Origin of the sequence: Pseudomonas sp. URIL14HWK12:I5, from assembly GCF_900176445.1 — a bacterium.
Lineage (GTDB): Bacteria > Pseudomonadota > Gammaproteobacteria > Pseudomonadales > Pseudomonadaceae > Aquipseudomonas > Aquipseudomonas monteilii.
This window is the reverse complement of sequence record NZ_FWXQ01000002.1, coordinates 18,660-35,700: the sequence shown is the minus strand read 5'-3', so window position 1 is coordinate 35,700 and position 17,041 is coordinate 18,660. Positions and strand designations below refer to the sequence as shown.

Below are 17,041 nucleotides of genomic sequence, written 5' to 3'. Positions count from 1 at the left end.
AACACCCCATCCGGTCAATACGGCAAATCGGTCACCCTCCAGCCGCGCTCCTGTGATTTTACTGGCCTGCGGCAAATTCAAACAAACGTTTGTATTGGACCCGCCAAGTGGTGTAGATATAATGCGCGGCCAAGACAAAACGGTGTAGTCCGTCATTTGCGCAGCTACAGTTCCGCTCCCGTGATGAGCCACTGCGCGCAAGCACCCATAAGACAAAGCAACAGCACGAGCCTTGATGAGTAGGAGAGAACCAGTGGAACGCGAATACATGGAATTCGACGTGGTCATCGTCGGCGCCGGCCCGGCGGGCCTGTCCGCCGCCTGCCGCCTGAAGCAGAAGGCCGCCGAAGCCGGTAGCGAAATCAGCGTCTGCGTGGTGGAAAAAGGCTCTGAAGTGGGCGCCCACATCCTCTCCGGCGCAGTGTTCGAGCCCCGCGCCCTGAACGAGCTGTTCCCCGACTGGAAGGAACTCGGCGCACCCCTGAACACCGAAGTGAAGCGCGACGACATCTACGTGCTCAAGGATGCCGGCAGCGCCACCAAGGTGCCTGACCTGTTCGTGCCCAAAACCATGCACAACGAAGGCAACTACATCATCTCGCTGGGCAACCTGTGCCGCTGGCTGGCCCAGCAGGCCGAGAACCTGGGCGTGGAGGTCTACCCGGGCTTCGCCGCCCAGGAAGCGCTGTTCGATGAAAACGGCGTGGTGCGTGGCATTGTCACCGGCGACATGGGTGTGGACCGTGAAGGCAACCCGAAGGACGGCATGTACACCCCGGGCATGGAGCTGCGTGGCAAGTACACCCTGTTCGCCGAAGGTTGCCGTGGCCACATCGGCAAGCAGCTGATCAAGCGCTTCAACCTGGACAGCGAGTCCGATGTGCAGCACTACGGCATCGGCCTGAAGGAAATCTGGGAAATCGACCCTGCCAAGCACGAGCAGGGCCTGGTGGTGCACACCGCCGGCTGGCCGCTGGACGTGATGGCCAAGGACAACACCGGGGGTTCGTTCCTTTATCACCTGGAAAACAACCAGGTGGTGGTCGGCCTGATCGTCGACCTGTCCTACGCCAACCCGTACCTGTCGCCATTCGACGAGTTCCAGCGCCTGAAGCACCATCCGGTGATCAGCCAGTATCTCGAAGGCGGCAAACGCATCAGCTACGGCGCCCGCGCCCTGGCCAAGGGCGGCATCAACTCGCTGCCGAAAATGGTGTTCAACGGCGGCGCACTTATCGGCTGTGACCTGGGCACCATGAACGTGGCCAAGATCAAAGGCAGCCACACGGCGATGAAGTCCGGCATGCTCGCCGCCGAGGCGGTGGCCGACGCGCTGCTCGCCGGCAGCGAGGGCGGTGACCAGCTGAACGGCTACGTCAGCGCCTTCAAGGCCAGCTGGCTGTACGAAGAACTGTTCGCCAGCCGCAACTTCGGCCCGGCCATGCACAAGTTCGGCCCACTGCTGGGCGCTGCGTTCAACTATGTGGACCAGAACTGGTTCGGCGGCAAGCTGCCGTTCACCCTGCACGACACCAAGCCGGACTACGCCTGCCTCAAGCTCGCGGCCGACTCGAAAAAGATCGACTACCCGAAACCGGACGGCAAGCTCAGCTTCGACAAGCTCAGCTCGGTATTCCTCTCCAGCACCAACCACGAAGAGGAACAACCCTGCCACCTGAAGTTGACCGACCCGAACGTGCCGATCGCCAGCAACCTGCCGCTGTACGACGAGCCGGCACAACGCTACTGCCCGGCCGGCGTGTACGAAGTGGTCACCCAGGAAGACGGCAACAAGCGCTTCCAGATCAACGCGCAGAACTGCGTGCACTGCAAGACCTGCGACATCAAGGACCCGGCCCAGAACATCACCTGGGTTACCCCTGAGGGCGCAGGCGGGCCGAACTACCCGAACATGTAAGGCCCCGGCCCTGCCGTAACAAAAAGCCCCCGGCTCTCACGAGCCGGGGGCTTTTTGTTGTGAATTGCGTCTGGGCTGCGAGGTGTTCGCCGTGAGAGGCTCAGCGCTTATCAGATCGAGCGCCGCGCGGGCGGCGCTCGGTTTATGCCCTGCTGCACAACCCAAGACATGCACCGGCTCATTTGTCACCGCACATGATCGGCATCGGCTCCGCCGCAAACGCCAATGGCTCACGCCGCCCGAAATACAAGGCCGTCAGCAGCCCCACCGTGCCCATGACCAGACAAAACCCGACACACACCCACGGGCTCCACGGCATCAGCGCAATCAGCGCCAGCGGCGTGGTACTGGCCCACAGCGCGTAGGCCACGTTGTAGGTGAAGGAAATCCCCGACACACGGATCTCGGCCGGGAACAATCCAACCATCACCGACGGCACCACACCGACCACGCCGCAGGACAGCCCCGCCAGCGCATAAGCCAGCCAGGTCATCTCCCACTGCCCCACCAGGCTGGCGTAAAGCGCACCGATCCCCAGCGGCAGCAACACGCTGTAGAGCATCAGCGCACGCCAAGCCCCTACGCGGTCGACCAGCAACCCGGCCAGCACGCAGCCGATGTTGAGGAAAACAATGCCCACGCTGCTCAGGGCGAAGGTGTGCCCGGCGCTCATGCCAAAGCGTTGCTGCATTACCGTGGGGGTGATCACCACCAGCACCACCACGGCCGAGGTCAGCACACAGGTCAGCAACGCCGCCGGAATCAACGCCCGACGGTGCTCGCCCAGCACCCGCCGCAGCGGGAATTTCACCGGCTGTTCCTGGCGCGCACGCAGGGCAAGGAACACCGGTGTTTCGCTGAGCCAGCGGCGCAGCCACACGCCAATCACACCAAACACTCCACCCAGCAGGAACGGGTAGCGCCAGGCGTAGTCGAGGATCTCCTGCGGCGTGAACACCTGCGCCAGCAACGTCGCGGTCAATGCCCCCAGCAGGTAGCCGAAGGTCAGCCCGGCCTGCAAGAAGCCCAACGCATACCCGCGCCGCCCGGCAGGCGCGTGCTCGGCGACGAAGGTCCAGGCACTTGGCACCTCGCCCCCCACGGCCGCGCCCTGGAGGATGCGCAGCGCCAGCAGGATCAACGGTGCGGCGTAGCCGATGTCGGCATAGGTCGGCATTACCCCGATCAGCAGGCATGGCAGGGCCATCATCAGGATGCTCAGGCTGAACACCCGCTTGCGCCCCAGGTGGTCGGCGAAGTGCGCCATCAAGATGCCGCCCAGCGGCCGCGCCAGGTAGCCGGTGACGAAGATCCCGAAGCTTTGCAGCAGGCGCAGCCACTCTGGCATCTCGGGCGGGAAGAACAGCTGGCTGAGGGTCAGCGCAAAAAATACGAAAATGATGAAGTCGTAGATTTCCAGCGCGCCGCCCAGTGCCGCCAGGCCCAGGGTCCGATGGTCGCCGCGGCTGAACCGGGGCGGGCGAGCGGTATCGATGGCAGTCATGGCAGGGTCCGCAAATCGGCAAAGGGCAAGAGGATAGCAAATAGCTGCCCCGTTGCCCCGCCTGCTGCGCGGCTAGCGGTTGAACACCGTATGCGCGAAGTTGGCGCGCGGCCGTGGCCTGGCCGTAGCCGCCGGGATGGCGCCCGGCAGCGGCAATTTGCCGACCAGCACCGGTCCGTCGATGATCGCCATGAATGACTCCAGCGCCTCGTTATCGGGCACCTGCGGTAGGCTCAGGCTGACCGCCTGGCGCTCGGCCTGCGGCACCGCAGGCACTTTCAACTGGCTGGAATGGTAAAGCAGGGCGTGCTGGATCTGGGTACTGACGCGACAAAAACGCTCCAGGTCAACCCCGGCATGGCTGGCCAGTTCGATATTGCCCAGCAGCAAGTGAAAAGGCTGCAAGGCGCACTGCACCAAACGCTGCAGCTCCTCGAAACTGTCAACGGGGGCGATCCGATAGTAGCCCAGGCCATTGAGCAGCCGCTCCAACTGCAGCCGCTGGCAGGGGTGGGTGTCGGCAATGAGAATGCGCAGGGTCTTGTTTGCCATGGTCGGGCCTGGGCAGCTGGGTAATGGGTACATTCCATGACCTTACTGCGCCCGTTATGGCGACTGCCAAGGCCATGCCTGGCAGCGGTCTACTTTGATAGAAGTCGGGAAAGCCGCATAAATCAAGTGATTGACTGACGGAATTTGCATTTGCCTTTAGCCCGGTACTCCGGTTTGCCACTTGCGCTCACCCCGTCAAGCCGGTCAGGTAACCGCGCGCCTAAACCCAGACGCTCGCACTTCGTTTAAAGGAGGCTCATGCCCCAAGGCATCGCCTCTTACATTCGCGGAGAACCCAGATGTTTCGCCCGGCCCTAGCCTTTTTCGCCCTGACCCTGTCCAGCGTCGCATGGTCCGCCGAGCCCTGTTCGGTAGACATTCACAGTACTGACCAGATGACCTACGACCTGAAAACGATCACCGTACCGCAGACCTGCCAACGCTTTACCGTTAACTTGCTGCACACCGGCACACTGCCCAGGAACATCATGGGCCACAACTGGGTGCTGGCCAAAAAGGACGACATCAAAGGCGTGACCACCGATGGCGCTGCGGCAGGTGAGGCCGATAACTACCTCCAGCCGGGCGACAAGCGCGTGCTCGCCCATACCCGACTGATCGGGGGTGGCGAAAAAGATTCGGTCACTTTCGACACCGGCATGCTGCAGGCAGGCCAGGCGTACGCGTTTTTCTGCTCCTATCCTTTCCACTCCACCATGATGAAGGGCACCCTCACATTCGGTACCTCGTCAGGCAGCTGACGCTATCGGAAAGTGGGCCGCACAGCCGAACGTGCGCTCAGGCCTCGGCCCACTCGCGCATACGCAGCCGGCAATGCTTCATGGCGTTGACGATGTGCTTCTCCACCATGGCCTTGGACAGGCCCAGACGCGCGGCAATCTCCCCATGTGACAGGCCTTCGAGCTTGCGCAGCAAGAAACACGCCCGGCAGGTTTCGCTCAGCTCCGCCACTGCACGCTGCAGCAACTCCAGGCGCTCTTCCTGGCGACAGGCGCCGTGCACGGGGGCGACGAAGAATCGCTCATCGGTTTCCAGAACCTCCAGAGGCTCGGCGCGACGAAGCTGGTTGCGCCGATGACCATCGGTGACCAGGTTCAGGGCGGTGCGGTAAAGGAAAGCGCGCGGATGGGAGATCTGCGTGTCATCACACCGCTCGAGTACCCGCAGATACGCCTCCTGCGCGATATCTTCGGCAGCATGGCGGCTACCCAGACGCGAACGAAGGAACCCGACCAGTTCACGGTAGTAATGCTCGAGCAGTACACCCGAAGACGGCATCGAAGCGCTTTCCCTGTTGTCGATGATGGTAGAAGACCGCTGCAGGCCAAGTAGTGGCACCGCGAGCGCATAAAATATAATAATTCTCATCAAGCTTAAAGACGTTGTTACATTTCCACGCCCGCAACGCGTGCTCCCCGCTAAATCCGCCCTGATCGCTTTCGTTTAATCGGCAGCCTCCCTAGCTGATCCTTGGTGACAGCGGCCCTCTCATGGTCGGAAATCCTGCATGATCCCTCAACGCCTTACCCGTCGTGCCTTAACGCTCGCGCTGTGCCTGATCCCCGTGGCCGCATTCGCCACCTGGCAACTGTTGCCCGCCGCGGCCGAGCAGCGGCCGTTCGTCAGCGTCAGCCGTGGCAACATCGAATCCAGTGTCACCGCGCTGGGCACCCTGCAGCCCCGTCAGTACGTCGACGTGGGCGCACAAGCCTCCGGGCAGATCCGCACGTTGCACGTAGAAGTCGGTGACACCGTCGAGCAGGGGCAGTTGCTGGTGGAAATCGACCCTGCCACGCAACAGGCCCAGCTGGATGCCGAGCGCTATGCCATCCAGACCCTGAAAGCGCAGGTCAAGGAGCAGCGTGCCGAGCATGTCCTGGCCGAACAACAGTTGCGTCGCCAGCAGCGGATGGCCAGCGACGGCGCCACGCGTGAAGAGGATGTGCAGACCGCCCAGGCCAAGGTGCTGACTACCCAGGCGCGCATCGACATGTATGAGGCGCAGATTCTCCAGGCGCAGGCCACGTTGCGCAGCGCGCAGGCTCAGTTGGGCTACACCCGCATCTACGCCCCGATCGGCGGTACCGTGGTGGCTGTCGATGCACGAGAAGGGCAAACCCTGAACGCGCAGCAGCGCACCCCGCTGATCCTGCGGATCGCCAAGCTGTCGCCGATGACGGTATGGGCCGAGGTCTCGGAAGCCGACATCGGCCAGGTCAAGACCGGCATGCAAGCCTACTTCACCACCCTGGGCAGCGGCGGCAGGCGCTGGACCAGCACTGTCAGGCAGATTCTGCCGATCCCGCCCAAACCGCTGGATCAGCTCAGCCAGGGCGGCGGCAGCCCGGTTGCCGCCGGTACGGCAAGCGGCAGCGGGACCGGCCGCGTGGTGCTCTACACCGTGCTGCTGGATGTCGACAACGATGACAACGCGCTGATGGCCGACATGACTGCCCAAGTGTTCTTCGTCGCCGGGTCTGCCAAGGATGTGTTGACCGTGCCCATCGCGGCGCTTCAGGGACGGGGCCAGGGCGAGGGGCTGCAGACTGCCCATGTGCTGACCGGCAAAGGCGACGTACAGACACGCCAGGTACGTACCGGGCTCAGTGACCGCCTGCGCGTGCAGATACTCGACGGGCTTGCGGAAGGTGACAAACTGCTGATCGGCCCTGTTGGCGGTGAGGGTTGACATGAGCACTCCGCTGATAGAGCTGGTCGGCATCCGCAAATCCTACGGGGGCGGCGACAGCCCCCAGGTCGATGTGTTGCGCGGCATCGACCTGAAAGTCCATGCCGGAGAGTTCATCGCCATCGTCGGCACCTCGGGCTCTGGCAAGTCGACCCTGATGAACATCCTGGGTTGCCTAGACCGCCCAAGCGCCGGGCAGTATCGCTTCGCCGGCCAGGATGTTGCCGGCCTGAGCAATGACGAACTGGCCTGGTTGCGCCGCGAAGCGTTCGGGTTCGTGTTTCAGGGCTATCACCTGATCCCCTCCGCCTCGGCGCAGGAAAACGTGGAGATGCCGGCGATCTACGCCGGAACCACGGCGGCCCCGCGCGCCGAACGGGCCAAGGCCCTGCTGCAACGCCTGGGCCTGGGCGAGCGCACCGGCAATCGCCCGCGCCAGCTTTCAGGCGGCCAGCAACAACGGGTGTCCATCGCCCGGGCATTGATGAACGGCGGCCACATCATCCTGGCGGATGAGCCCACCGGTGCGCTGGACAGCCACAGTGGCACCGAGGTCATGCGTCTGCTGGATGAACTGGCCGAGCAAGGCCATGTGGTGATCCTGATCACCCACGACCGCGATGTGGCCGCCCGGGCCCAGCGCATCATCGAGATCCGCGACGGCGAAGTCATCAGTGACAGCGGCGCCGACCAGGCGCCGCCACCGCGTCGCCCAGGTGCGCTGCAAGCCGTCGATCTGGCCGGGCGCCTGGTGCGTGCCGACAGCCAGGGCAGCCCCTGGCTGGGCGAAACCCGGGACGCCCTGCAGGCCGCCTGGCGGGTCATATGGAGCAACCGCACACGCACCGCCCTAACCCTGCTGGGGATCATCATCGGCGTCGCGTCGGTGGTCGTCATGCTGGCAGTGGGTGAAGGCAGCAAGCGCCAGGTCATGGCCCAGATGGGCGCGTTCGGCTCGAACATCATCTTCATGAACGGTGCCCCTCCAACACCGCGCGCTCCGCCCGGCAACGTTCGCCTCAGCGACGTGCAGGCGCTGGCCGAGCTACCGCAAGTGAAGTCCATCATGCCGGCCATGACAGTGGAAGCGCAGGTGCGCTTCGGCAATCGCGACCTGGAATCGACCATCGGCGGCTATTCGCCTGTGTTCCCGACGCTGATGAGCTGGCCCGTCAGCGAAGGCAGCTTCTTTACCGACAACGACCTGGCCACGGCTGCGACCGTGGCGGTGATCGGCTCGGAGGTGCGCAAGAAGCTGTTCGTCGACGGCCAGGACCCGATCGGCCAGTACATCCTCATCGAGAACGTGCCCTTCCAGGTGATCGGCGTGCTCGCCAGCAAAGGCTCCAGTGGCGCCAACCAGCGAAACGACCTGCGCATCGCCGTGCCGTACTCAGCGATATCCATACGTCTTTCCGGCACGCAACACCCGGAATACGTGATCATCGGCGCCGCGGACAGTACCCAGGTGCATGACACCGAACGCGCGATACGCCAACTGATGCTGAGCCTGCACGGTGGCATCGAAGACTTCGAGATCGACAACAGCGCGGCGATGATCCAGGCCGAGGCGGCGACACGCAACGGGTTGTCCCTGATGCTTGGCGCCATTGCCGCCATTTCGCTGCTGGTCGGCGGGATCGGTGTGATGAACGTGATGCTCATGACCGTCCGCGAACGCACCCGCGAAATCGGCATCCGCATTGCCACTGGCGCCCGACAGCGCGACATCCTGCGCCAGTTCCTGACTGAAGCCGTGGTGCTTTCGCTGACCGGCGGCCTGATCGGCGTCTGTCTGGCGTTGCTGATCGGCGTGGTACTCAGCCTGGCCAAGGTGGCCGTGGCGTTTTCTGCCCTGGCGATAGTGGGCGCCTTCGCCTGCTCGGTAGCCACGGGCGTCATCTTCGGTTTCATGCCCGCGCGCAAAGCCGCCGCCCTCGACCCTGTCGCCGCCCTGACCAGTGAATGACCATGACCAGAACCCCGTTTTTTCTGCTACCGCTGCTGACCATACTGGGTGCTTGCAGCCACACCCCTGCGCCATTGGACAGCGGTATCGCTGCACCTGCCCGCTGGCAAAGTCCGGCTGGCGGCACGGCGGCCTCCGCGCAATGGTGGACAACGTTCAATAGCGCTCAACTGAGCCAACTGATCGAGCAGGCGCGCCAGGGCAGCCATGACCTGCGTGCCGCCATGGCCAGGGTCAGGCAGGCACAGGCCGACCTGCGTATTGCCGGCGGCCCCCTGCTACCGCGCCTCGACGCCAGCGCCGACGCCTATCACCAGCGCTTGCTACGAGGCCAAGGGTACAGCGAGCAGGACACGTCGAACCGCGAGCGGACCTACCGCTACTTCAACACGGCCCTGACGACCAGCTACGAGCTGGACTTCTGGGGTAAAAATGCCGCTGCGCGTGACAGTGCCCGCCTTGGCCTGCAAGCCACTGCACGTGACCGTGACACGCTCGAACTGAGCCTGACGAGCAGCGTTGCCGATACCTACCTGAGCGCCCTCGCCGCTCGCGAGCAGGCACGCATCGCCGCGCTTAACCTGGAAAACGCCGACAAGGTCCTGAGCCTTGTGCGCACACGATTCCAGGCCGGGTCGTCGACTGCCCTGGAACTGGCCCAGCAAGAGAGCCTTGTGGCCAACCAGCGACAACAGTTGCCGCTCTACCAACAAGAGGCCCGCGATGCGCAGATCACCCTGGCAACCCTGCTTGGCGTGCCGGTCCAGGCGCTGGAACTGGCCGATCAGCCTTTCGATCAACTGAGCGGCCCGAGCATTGCCGCCGGCATTCCCAGCCAACTGCTGACGCGCCGCCCGGATATCGCTGGCGCAGAGGCGCGCCTGGCTGCGGCTCAGGCGGATGTCAGCGTTGCGCGGGCAGCACTGTTCCCCACGGTGAGCTTGACGGCCAGCCTGGCCACTGGCGACAGAAAAGCCATCGACCTGCTGCGCAATCCGGCGCTCAACCTCGGTGCCGGTCTGACGGCGCCCATTTTCAATAATGGCGCCTTGCGCGCCGAACGTGATCGCGCCATCGCTCGCCAGGACGAGCTGCTCGAGGCCTATCGCACCGTGCTGATCACCAGTTTCGGCGAAGTCGAGAAGGCCTTGAACAGCGTCGACGGCCTGGACCGCCAGACACACTGGCAGCATGAAGCGCTCACCCAAGCGCAACGCGCGTTCGATCTGGCCGAGAACCGCTACCGGGCCGGGGCCGAAGACCTGCTCAGCGTGCTGGAAGCGCAACGCAGCCTGTTTACAGCACAGGCCGAACGGGTACGGCTGCGCAAGGCGCGTTTGCAGGCCAGTGTTGCGCTTTACAAGGCATTGGGCGGTGGCTGGACGGCATCGGACACACTGATGACAGCGAGGTAGGCAAGCCCCCCGACGGGAGCCCTACCTGCTGCAACACCGGCCAAAAATCGTCAACGCTACAAACCGTCACGTCGCGGGCCGGGTGCCAGATGGCGGGCATACCAAGGCCGCTGAGGCACCCTGTCGGCCAGGCGATCGCCGTCTTCTTCAGGGCTGAAAATGACCTGCAAGGCCAGCTTCATGGTCTCGATGTCCAGTTTCCCGGTGCCGCCGCCATTGCCCAGCCCCCAGGCACCGCAACCTTCACGCGAAGGCCCCAGCCAAGGCTCGGCCACACGCACCCAGCGCCCTGGCGCAAACCACGGAATGCCATCGATCATCTTCGGCTTCACTTCCCCCGGGTGCGCCTGCTGGTGGGCCAGGTACCAATCGTTCAGGCGGTCGTCGATCCAGCCATGAAAGGCCCAGAACACCGGGTTGACGTGGGAGGAAAACGGATCGCCGAGGAAGTCGTTCTCGGCGCGGAACCAGCGTTCGGAAAAATCGTAGTTGCGACGCCCGTAAGGCATCGGGTAATCCGAGTTCGGGTCGCGCCCCAGGGATGCCCAACGCATGTGCAGCCAATCGTGGATCCCCAATTCGATGCGTGAACCCAACTCTCCCAGACACAGGGTGCTGAGGTATTGCGGATCATGCAGCTGGGCCTCCCACAGTTGGAAGTTGGCGTGCAGCCCCTGGCTGCTCTTGACGTAGTACAGCCACTGGCTGAAGGCTTCATCGCCGGCCGCCTGCCAGTTGGGCGGGACGCTGTAGCCGTCGCGATTGTCGAGGTAATCGAAAAACGCCTGAACACCCTGCCCGATCGATGGACGTGCCGCAGGCAGGCTTGCCCAGGAACGCAGGTCCTGGACCTCGCGCACGCCATGCAGCATGTGCCGATGCATGAACAGAAAATCCTCGCCGGAGCCGTTGCGATGGCGATCATGCCCGCGTGCGTTGCGCTCCTTGCCCAACGGGCCGACCTGCCAACCCAGCGCACGCACCATCTGCCGCCGGGACTCATCGATGCGGTGCCAGCGATCGCGGCTGGCGTGCCAGAGCTGGTGATAGTAGCGACGCTGCGGTGAAATCAGGTCCTCGTGCAGGGCCGCCACGTATGGCAGCCGCTCACGCGCCAGAACGAACGGTCGGCGGACGGCGACAAAGCTCGCTTGCGCCCCGGAATGCCCCGCCTGCGTCCCTGCCAGGCGTACGTGCCCGCTCAGGGTTGCGCTGCCTCCACCCTCGCTCCAGTCGCCCCATATTTCATCCAGCACGGCATCGCAATCATAGGCCTCGCCAGGACCCGCCATCATCTTCAGTTGCACCTTCGGCAGCCGGTCGGCAGCCAGCGGGCCGTATACCTGCAAACCCTGACCGCCATAGGGCGCAGCACCCAGGTAGCCGCGCACGGCACGGGCACCCTGCCCTACGTCGAGCAGCAGCTGCTGCGGCCGGGCCAGCTCGGCCAGTGCCGGGTGATCGCTCGTCATGCGCCAGTCCCAGATCCCGACCAGGCGTTCACCTAACAGCGCATTGGGCAGGTCATCGACCGGCACCGCAGGCTCGTCACTGCTCAGCTCCGCTTCCTCGGCCCGCTGCCACGCCTGCCGTGCGTAATAGCCGGCAGGCAGTGCTACACCGGCGGCCACCAGGCCCGCCAGGATCTTACGACGTGACACTTTCATCCACTGTACTCATGACGTGACTCCTGCTGCGAAAACGAATGGTTGAGGGAGCGATTTAGAGGGTTGCTAAATTCTCTTGGGCTCGGCTCGTTTCACCCAGCAAGTTCGAACGGCATGGGGCCGTCGTGCAGGCGGTCGAGTACGCAATGAAGAAACAGGCTTTTTTTTCGCGCAGATGGCCATGGGCTTTGGCACTTCTGCTCTTGCTCCTGGTGGCCGCAGGCGCCTGGTGGTATTGGGTCTACCTTGCCAAACACCCCTACGGCCGGGAAATCGAACAGCGGGCCAACGCCCTGCAGGCGCGCATCCCGGCCCTGGATGCGCACCTTGACGTGCCGCTGAGCTATGGCACCGATGGCGAGGAAGCAAACCGTGACGGCCCGACCCAGTTCGACCTGGTGAAAGCCGCCAAAGGCCGCCTGAGCGGCGCCTCGATCGCAATCTGGTCATGGCCGGAGTTCTGGAGTGGGCCCAATTGGCCGCACCGCCCCACACCCGGGTTCGAGGCGGCGATGGCCAACGAACTGGAAGTTCGCTATCGGATCATCACCAGCATCGCCAAGGACTACCCTGCGCAGGCCGGCATCGCCTACACCCCTGCCGACTTCCGCCGACTGGTCAGTGAAGGCAAGTTCGCCATCATCATCAGCCTGCTCAACGCCGCCCCCCTTGGCGACGACATCGACAAGCTGGACCACTGGGCCGCACGCGGCATGCGGGTGTTCGGGCCAGGCTACGTCGGCAACAACAGCTGGGTCGACTCGGCGCGCCCACTGCCCTTCCTGGGCGATTCGGTCGACCCGCTGGGCGGTCTTTCCGACATCGGTCGTCGCGCCATCACCCGGCTCAACGACCTTGGCGTGGTCATCGACGTCTCGCAGATGTCCAGCCAGGCCCTGACCCAGGTAACCCAGCTGAGCCGCGCACCGGTCATGGCCTCGCACACGGGGGTGCAAGGCATGATGGACATTCGCCGCAACCTCAGCGACGCGGACCTGGCACACATCAAGGCCACCGACGGGCTGGTCAACATCGTGGCCTACTCCCACTACCTCAAGCCGTTCTCGCGCCCGACCATCGAAAAGATGAACGCGTTACGCGCCAAGCACGGCCTGCCAGACGTACAGAACCAAACCCAGATGGGCACCACCACCGACCCGGTGTTCTCGATCTGGTCGGAGAAAAAGTTCGGTGAATACCTCACGCCGTTCTACGACATCCTCGGCGCCGAGCCCGAAGCGACCCTCGCCGACTACGTCGACTCGATCGACTACGCGGTGAAGAAGATCGGTATCGACCATGTCGGCATCAGTTCCGACTTCAACGACGGCGGCGGTGTGGTTGGCTGGGAAAATGTCAGCCAGAGCCGCAACGTCACTGCCGAACTGATGCAGCGCGGCTACTCCGACGAAGACATCGCCAAGCTCTGGGGCGCCAACTTCCTGCGTGTGTGGGAAGCCGCCCAGAAGGCCGCCAGGCCGGCCCCTCCTCCCGTTGCCCACTACCCGTAAGGAAACCCATGAAACGGCTGACCTCACTGATTGCCCTCGGTTGTCTCTCGCTGTCGCTCGAAGCCCTCGCTGCCGACCCGGCTGCACCGGGCAAGGTTTTCAAAGACTGCAAGGATTGCCCGGAAATGGTCGTGCTGCCTGCCGGCAGCTACGTGATGGGTACCCCCGATGACGAACTGGGCAAACAGGACGATGAAGGTCCGTTGCACACTGTGACATTCGCCAAGGCGTTCGCCATGAGTCGCTTCCATGTGACTGCCGGGCAATGGCAGGCCTATGCCAAGGAAACCCACACGGTGCTGCCCGACGGCGACGACCGCCCGGGGCGGCTGTGCAAGAACGGCAAGCCCAGCTACCCGCAAGGCCCGACGCAGCCTGCGGTCTGCATGACCTGGGATGAGGCGCGCGGCTACATCGCCTGGCTCGCCAAGAAGACCGGCAAGCCCTACCGCATGGTCAGCGAGGCCGAACGCGAGTACGCCGGCCGCGCCGGCTCCACCGGCCCCTTCCCGTTCCCCTTCGACCAGGAAGGGGAATATCAGATCAGCAAGCATGCCAACACCTACGGGCCGCGCGATGGCTTCACCTACACGGCACCGGTCGGCAGCTTCCCTGCCAATGCATTCGGCATGTACGACATGCATGGCAACGTCTACGAGTGGGTCGAGGACTGCTGGCATACCGATTATGTCGGCGCGCCCACCGACGGCAGCGCCTGGACCACCGGTGGTACCTGCACACACCGGCAGATTCGCGGCAACGACTACCTGGAACCGCCCATCTTCTCCCGCTCGGGCAACCGCAACGAACGCGAACCCGACGTGCGCGGCGACTGGCTGGGCTTTCGGGTAGCCCGCGCCCTTCAGGACGGTGAACCCAACTGACAATCCACAGGGAGAGTGACCATGCCCACCTTGAGCAGACGCCGTTTCGTCGCCGCCGCTACCTTGACCGGCCTCGCCCCCGCCATGCCCGCCTGGGCGGCAGACGCCGCGAGCGACCCACCGGCGGACGATGCCATCATCCGCCTGGATTACAACGAGAGCCCGTATGGCCCCTGCCCTTCGGCACTCGCAGCAATGCACCAGGGTGCTCGCCAGAGCGGCCACTACTTTCCGGAACACGAATATCGCCTGGCTGAGCTGTTCGCCCGGCAAAACCAGGTACCCGAAGACCATGTGGCTGTCTTCTGCGGCTCCCGCTCGCCGTTGCAGTACGCCTTGGCTCGCCACGCCGAAAAGCTCAGCGTGGTCACCGCCGCGCCGACCTATGACTCGGTGGCCAATGGCGCCAGGGCTGTGGGCGCAACCGTGCATGAGGTGCCGCTCGATGCCCGTCACGCCCATGACGTACGCGGCATGCTTGCCGCCACCCGGCAACCCGGGGTGCTGTACCTGTGCAACCCCAACAATCCCACGGGCACGCTGACCCCACGCGCCGACATCGAGCACCTGGTCACCCACAAGCCGGCAGGCAGCCTGGCGATCATCGATGAGGCCTATATCCACTTTACCGACGCGCCCTCCTGCCTGGACCTGGCGGTCAGCCATGACAACGTCATGGTCCTGAGAACGTTCTCCAAGCTCTATGGCATGGCCGGTGCCCGCCTGGGGCTAGTGGTCGGCAAACCGGCATTGCTCGCCGACCTGCAACGCCTGAACGGCTACAACTTCGTGCCACTTGCCGCCGCCATGGGCGGCATCGCCAGCCTGCAACAAGAAGGCCTGGTCAGTGAACGAAAACACATCAATCGAAGCATTCTGCGGAACACTATCGAGGCCCTGCAAAAGGCCGGCTACCGCTGCACCGACGCCCAGGCCAACTGCTTCATGGTGGCCCTCGGCCGCCCCGCCAAACCTGTGATCGAGGCACTCGCGCAACGCAACATCCGGGTCGGGCGGGTATTCGAGGCGTGGCCGCAATGGATGCGTGTCAGTGTGGGTACGCCGGCGCAGATGCAGGCCTTCCTGAAGGCGTTTCTTGAAGTCATGCACGGCTGAGGTCAGCCGCCTAAATCCACCCTCCGCGGCTTCGTTTAACACCTACCCAACAGCAGCGCACGCAAGGCGCTGCTCCCCCCGCCAGCGTCGGCTGATCTACTCAGGAGCACATCATGTCCCAGCCCACCCGCGGCGCCGTGCAGGACCTCTTCGCCCTGCTCAAGCCGTTTAAATACACCGTCGCGCTTTCCGTCATCCTGGGCATGGTCGGCGGCCTCAGCATCACCTTTCTGCTGGCCACCATCAACCGGGCCCTGCACGACGATTCCGGCCTGACCCAAGGCGTGGTCTGGGGCTTCGCCGGGCTTTGCCTGGTGGCCCTCGCCAGCTCGGTGTTTTCCGACATCGGTAGCAACCGAGTGGGCCAGCACATCATTGCCGCCTTGCGCAAAACGCTGGGCGAGAAGGTGCTGTCGGCCCCCATCGAACAAATCGAGCGCTATCGCAGCCATCGGCTGATCCCGGTGTTGACGCACGACGTAGACACCATCAGCGATTTCGCCTTCGCCTTCGCGCCCCTGGCGATCGCCCTGACCGTCACCCTGGGCTGCCTGGGCTACCTGGCCATGCTGTCCTTGCCCATGTTCCTGCTGATCCTGACCGCTATCGCCCTCGGCACCGTCGTCCAGTACATCGCACGGGCCCGGGGCATGCAGGGGTTCGTCGCGGCGCGTGATGCCGAGGATGAGCTGCAACGACACTACAATGCGATCGCCGGTGGCGCCAAGGAGCTGCGCATCCACCGCGCTCGCCGCCAACGCATGTTCAGCCGCAACATCCAGGGCACGGCCGACCTGATTCGTGATACCCAGATCCGCTCCATCAATACCTTCGTCATCGCCAAGACCTTCGGCTCGATGCTGTTCTTCGTGGTCATCGGCCTGGCGCTCGCCTTGCAATCGTTATGGCCCAACAGCGACAAAGCGGTCATGAGCGGTTTCGTCCTGGTGCTGCTGTACATGAAAGGCCCACTGGAATACCTGATAGGCACGCTGCCAATCATCAGCCGCGCCCAGATCGCCTTGCGCCGGGTTGCCGAGCTCTCCGAACGGTTCTCCTCGCCAGAGCCGCACCTGCTGCTCGAAGACAAGGCCAGCCAGCTGCCCGCCTTGCGCACCCTCGAGCTGCGTGATGTGCGCTTTGCCTTCCCCCCGGTCGACGGCAACGCACCGTTTACCCTGGGGCCGGTAAACCTGCTGATCCGCCAGGGCGATATCGTTTTCATCGTCGGCGAGAACGGCTGTGGCAAGACCACCCTGATCAAGCTGCTGCTCGGCCTGTACCCGCCGCAACAGGGCGAGATTCGCATCAACGACCAGCCCATCACCGCGCAGGATCGCGACGATTATCGCCAGCTCTTCACCACCATCTTTTCCGATTACTACCTGTTCGACGACCCCTTCCTGGGCGCCAGGCAGGTGCCAGAGAGCGCCGAGGTCTATCTCAAGAGGCTTGAAATCGCACACAAGGTCAGCATCCGCGACGGCAGCTTCACCACCACCGACCTCTCGACCGGGCAACGCAAGCGGCTGGCGCTGATCAATGCCTGGCTCGAAGAACGCCCGGTGCTGGTGTTCGATGAGTGGGCTGCAGACCAGGACCCGACCTTCCGGCGCATCTTCTACACCGAACTGCTGCCCGAACTGAAACGCCTGGGCAAGACAATCATCGTCATCAGCCACGATGACCGCTATTTCGATGTCGCCGACCAATTGGTGCGCATGGCGGCCGGCAAGGTGGTCGTCGAGGCGTGCGTCGCCTGATGCAATAAAAGCGAAACATTTGCATTCCGGTT

Annotated in this window: 13 protein-coding genes; 9 read left to right on the top strand and 4 right to left on the bottom strand. The window is 63.9% G+C overall.

The genetic code is table 11. From position 1 onward, the window contains the following. Window positions 1-235: 235 nt before the first annotated feature. Entirely contained in the window at window positions 236-1,918 is a 1,683-nt protein-coding gene (locus B9A31_RS04655; RefSeq protein WP_080578077.1) for an electron transfer flavoprotein-ubiquinone oxidoreductase, read from the top strand. A gap of 178 nt (window positions 1,919-2,096) precedes the next feature. Here the strand turns inward: B9A31_RS04655 and B9A31_RS04650 are convergent, their stop codons facing one another. Next, the gene (locus B9A31_RS04650) at window positions 2,097-3,422 is read right to left on the bottom strand and encodes an MFS transporter (RefSeq protein WP_025753269.1); all 1,326 of its coding nucleotides are present in this window, start codon (window positions 3,420-3,422) and stop codon (window positions 2,097-2,099) included. Window positions 3,423-3,494: 72 nt separating this feature from the next. Further along, window positions 3,495-3,974, bottom strand: a complete 480-nt coding sequence (locus tag B9A31_RS04645) for a histidine kinase (RefSeq protein WP_084296704.1) — start codon at window positions 3,972-3,974, stop codon at window positions 3,495-3,497. Between the two features lie 299 nt (window positions 3,975-4,273). On the opposite strand from B9A31_RS04645, the gene azu reads away from it, so the two are divergent. Beyond that, complete coding sequence (gene azu / locus B9A31_RS04640) at window positions 4,274-4,735, top strand: azurin (RefSeq protein WP_016711661.1); 462 nt, start codon at window positions 4,274-4,276, stop codon at window positions 4,733-4,735. 37 nt (window positions 4,736-4,772) lie between these two features. Here azu and B9A31_RS04635 read toward each other — a convergent pair whose 3' ends face one another. Further along, window positions 4,773-5,363 carry a sigma-70 family RNA polymerase sigma factor gene (locus tag B9A31_RS04635; RefSeq protein WP_256204580.1) on the bottom strand — a complete coding sequence of 197 codons (591 nt, stop codon included), beginning with the start codon at window positions 5,361-5,363 and terminating at the stop codon, window positions 4,773-4,775. Between the two features lie 139 nt (window positions 5,364-5,502). Here B9A31_RS04635 and B9A31_RS04630 point away from each other — a divergent pair, with 139 nt between their 5' ends. The 3 genes from B9A31_RS04630 to B9A31_RS04620 are packed head-to-tail and all read left to right on the top strand — an operon-like array spanning window position 5,503 to window position 10,068. Then, entirely contained in the window at window positions 5,503-6,684 is a 1,182-nt protein-coding gene (locus B9A31_RS04630) for an efflux RND transporter periplasmic adaptor subunit (protein WP_019096324.1), read from the top strand. Window position 6,685: 1 nt separating this feature from the next. Beyond that, the gene (locus tag B9A31_RS04625; protein ID WP_019096325.1) at window positions 6,686-8,653 is read left to right on the top strand and encodes a MacB family efflux pump subunit; all 1,968 of its coding nucleotides are present in this window, start codon (window positions 6,686-6,688) and stop codon (window positions 8,651-8,653) included. After that, window positions 8,650-10,068, top strand: a complete 1,419-nt coding sequence (locus B9A31_RS04620; protein WP_084296703.1) for an efflux transporter outer membrane subunit — start codon at window positions 8,650-8,652, stop codon at window positions 10,066-10,068. The genes B9A31_RS04625 and B9A31_RS04620 overlap by 4 nt, the downstream gene beginning before the upstream one ends. Before the next feature lie 56 nt (window positions 10,069-10,124). Here B9A31_RS04620 and B9A31_RS04615 read toward each other — a convergent pair whose 3' ends face one another. Beyond that, on the bottom strand, window positions 10,125-11,735 hold the full coding sequence (locus tag B9A31_RS04615; RefSeq protein WP_081011234.1) for a pyoverdine maturation tyrosinase PvdP: 1,611 nt from the start codon (window positions 11,733-11,735) through the stop codon (window positions 10,125-10,127). Window positions 11,736-11,881: 146 nt separating this feature from the next. Between B9A31_RS04615 and B9A31_RS04610 the strand changes: the two genes are divergently transcribed. From B9A31_RS04610 to B9A31_RS04595, 4 genes are all read left to right on the top strand, one after another. Continuing rightward, the gene (locus B9A31_RS04610; RefSeq protein WP_050580620.1) at window positions 11,882-13,246 is read left to right on the top strand and encodes a dipeptidase; all 1,365 of its coding nucleotides are present in this window, start codon (window positions 11,882-11,884) and stop codon (window positions 13,244-13,246) included. Window positions 13,247-13,254: 8 nt separating this feature from the next. Continuing rightward, a complete protein-coding gene (locus tag B9A31_RS04605) occupies window positions 13,255-14,130 on the top strand; it encodes a dihydropyoverdine dehydrogenase (RefSeq protein WP_019096330.1) in 876 nt (291 codons plus the stop codon). A gap of 21 nt (window positions 14,131-14,151) precedes the next feature. Beyond that, window positions 14,152-15,246 carry a pyoverdine biosynthesis transaminase PtaA gene (locus B9A31_RS04600; RefSeq protein ID WP_084296702.1) on the top strand — a complete coding sequence of 365 codons (1,095 nt, stop codon included), beginning with the start codon at window positions 14,152-14,154 and terminating at the stop codon, window positions 15,244-15,246. Between the two features lie 113 nt (window positions 15,247-15,359). Continuing rightward, entirely contained in the window at window positions 15,360-17,009 is a 1,650-nt protein-coding gene (locus B9A31_RS04595; protein ID WP_084296701.1) for a cyclic peptide export ABC transporter, read from the top strand. Window positions 17,010-17,041: the final 32 nt, after the last annotated feature.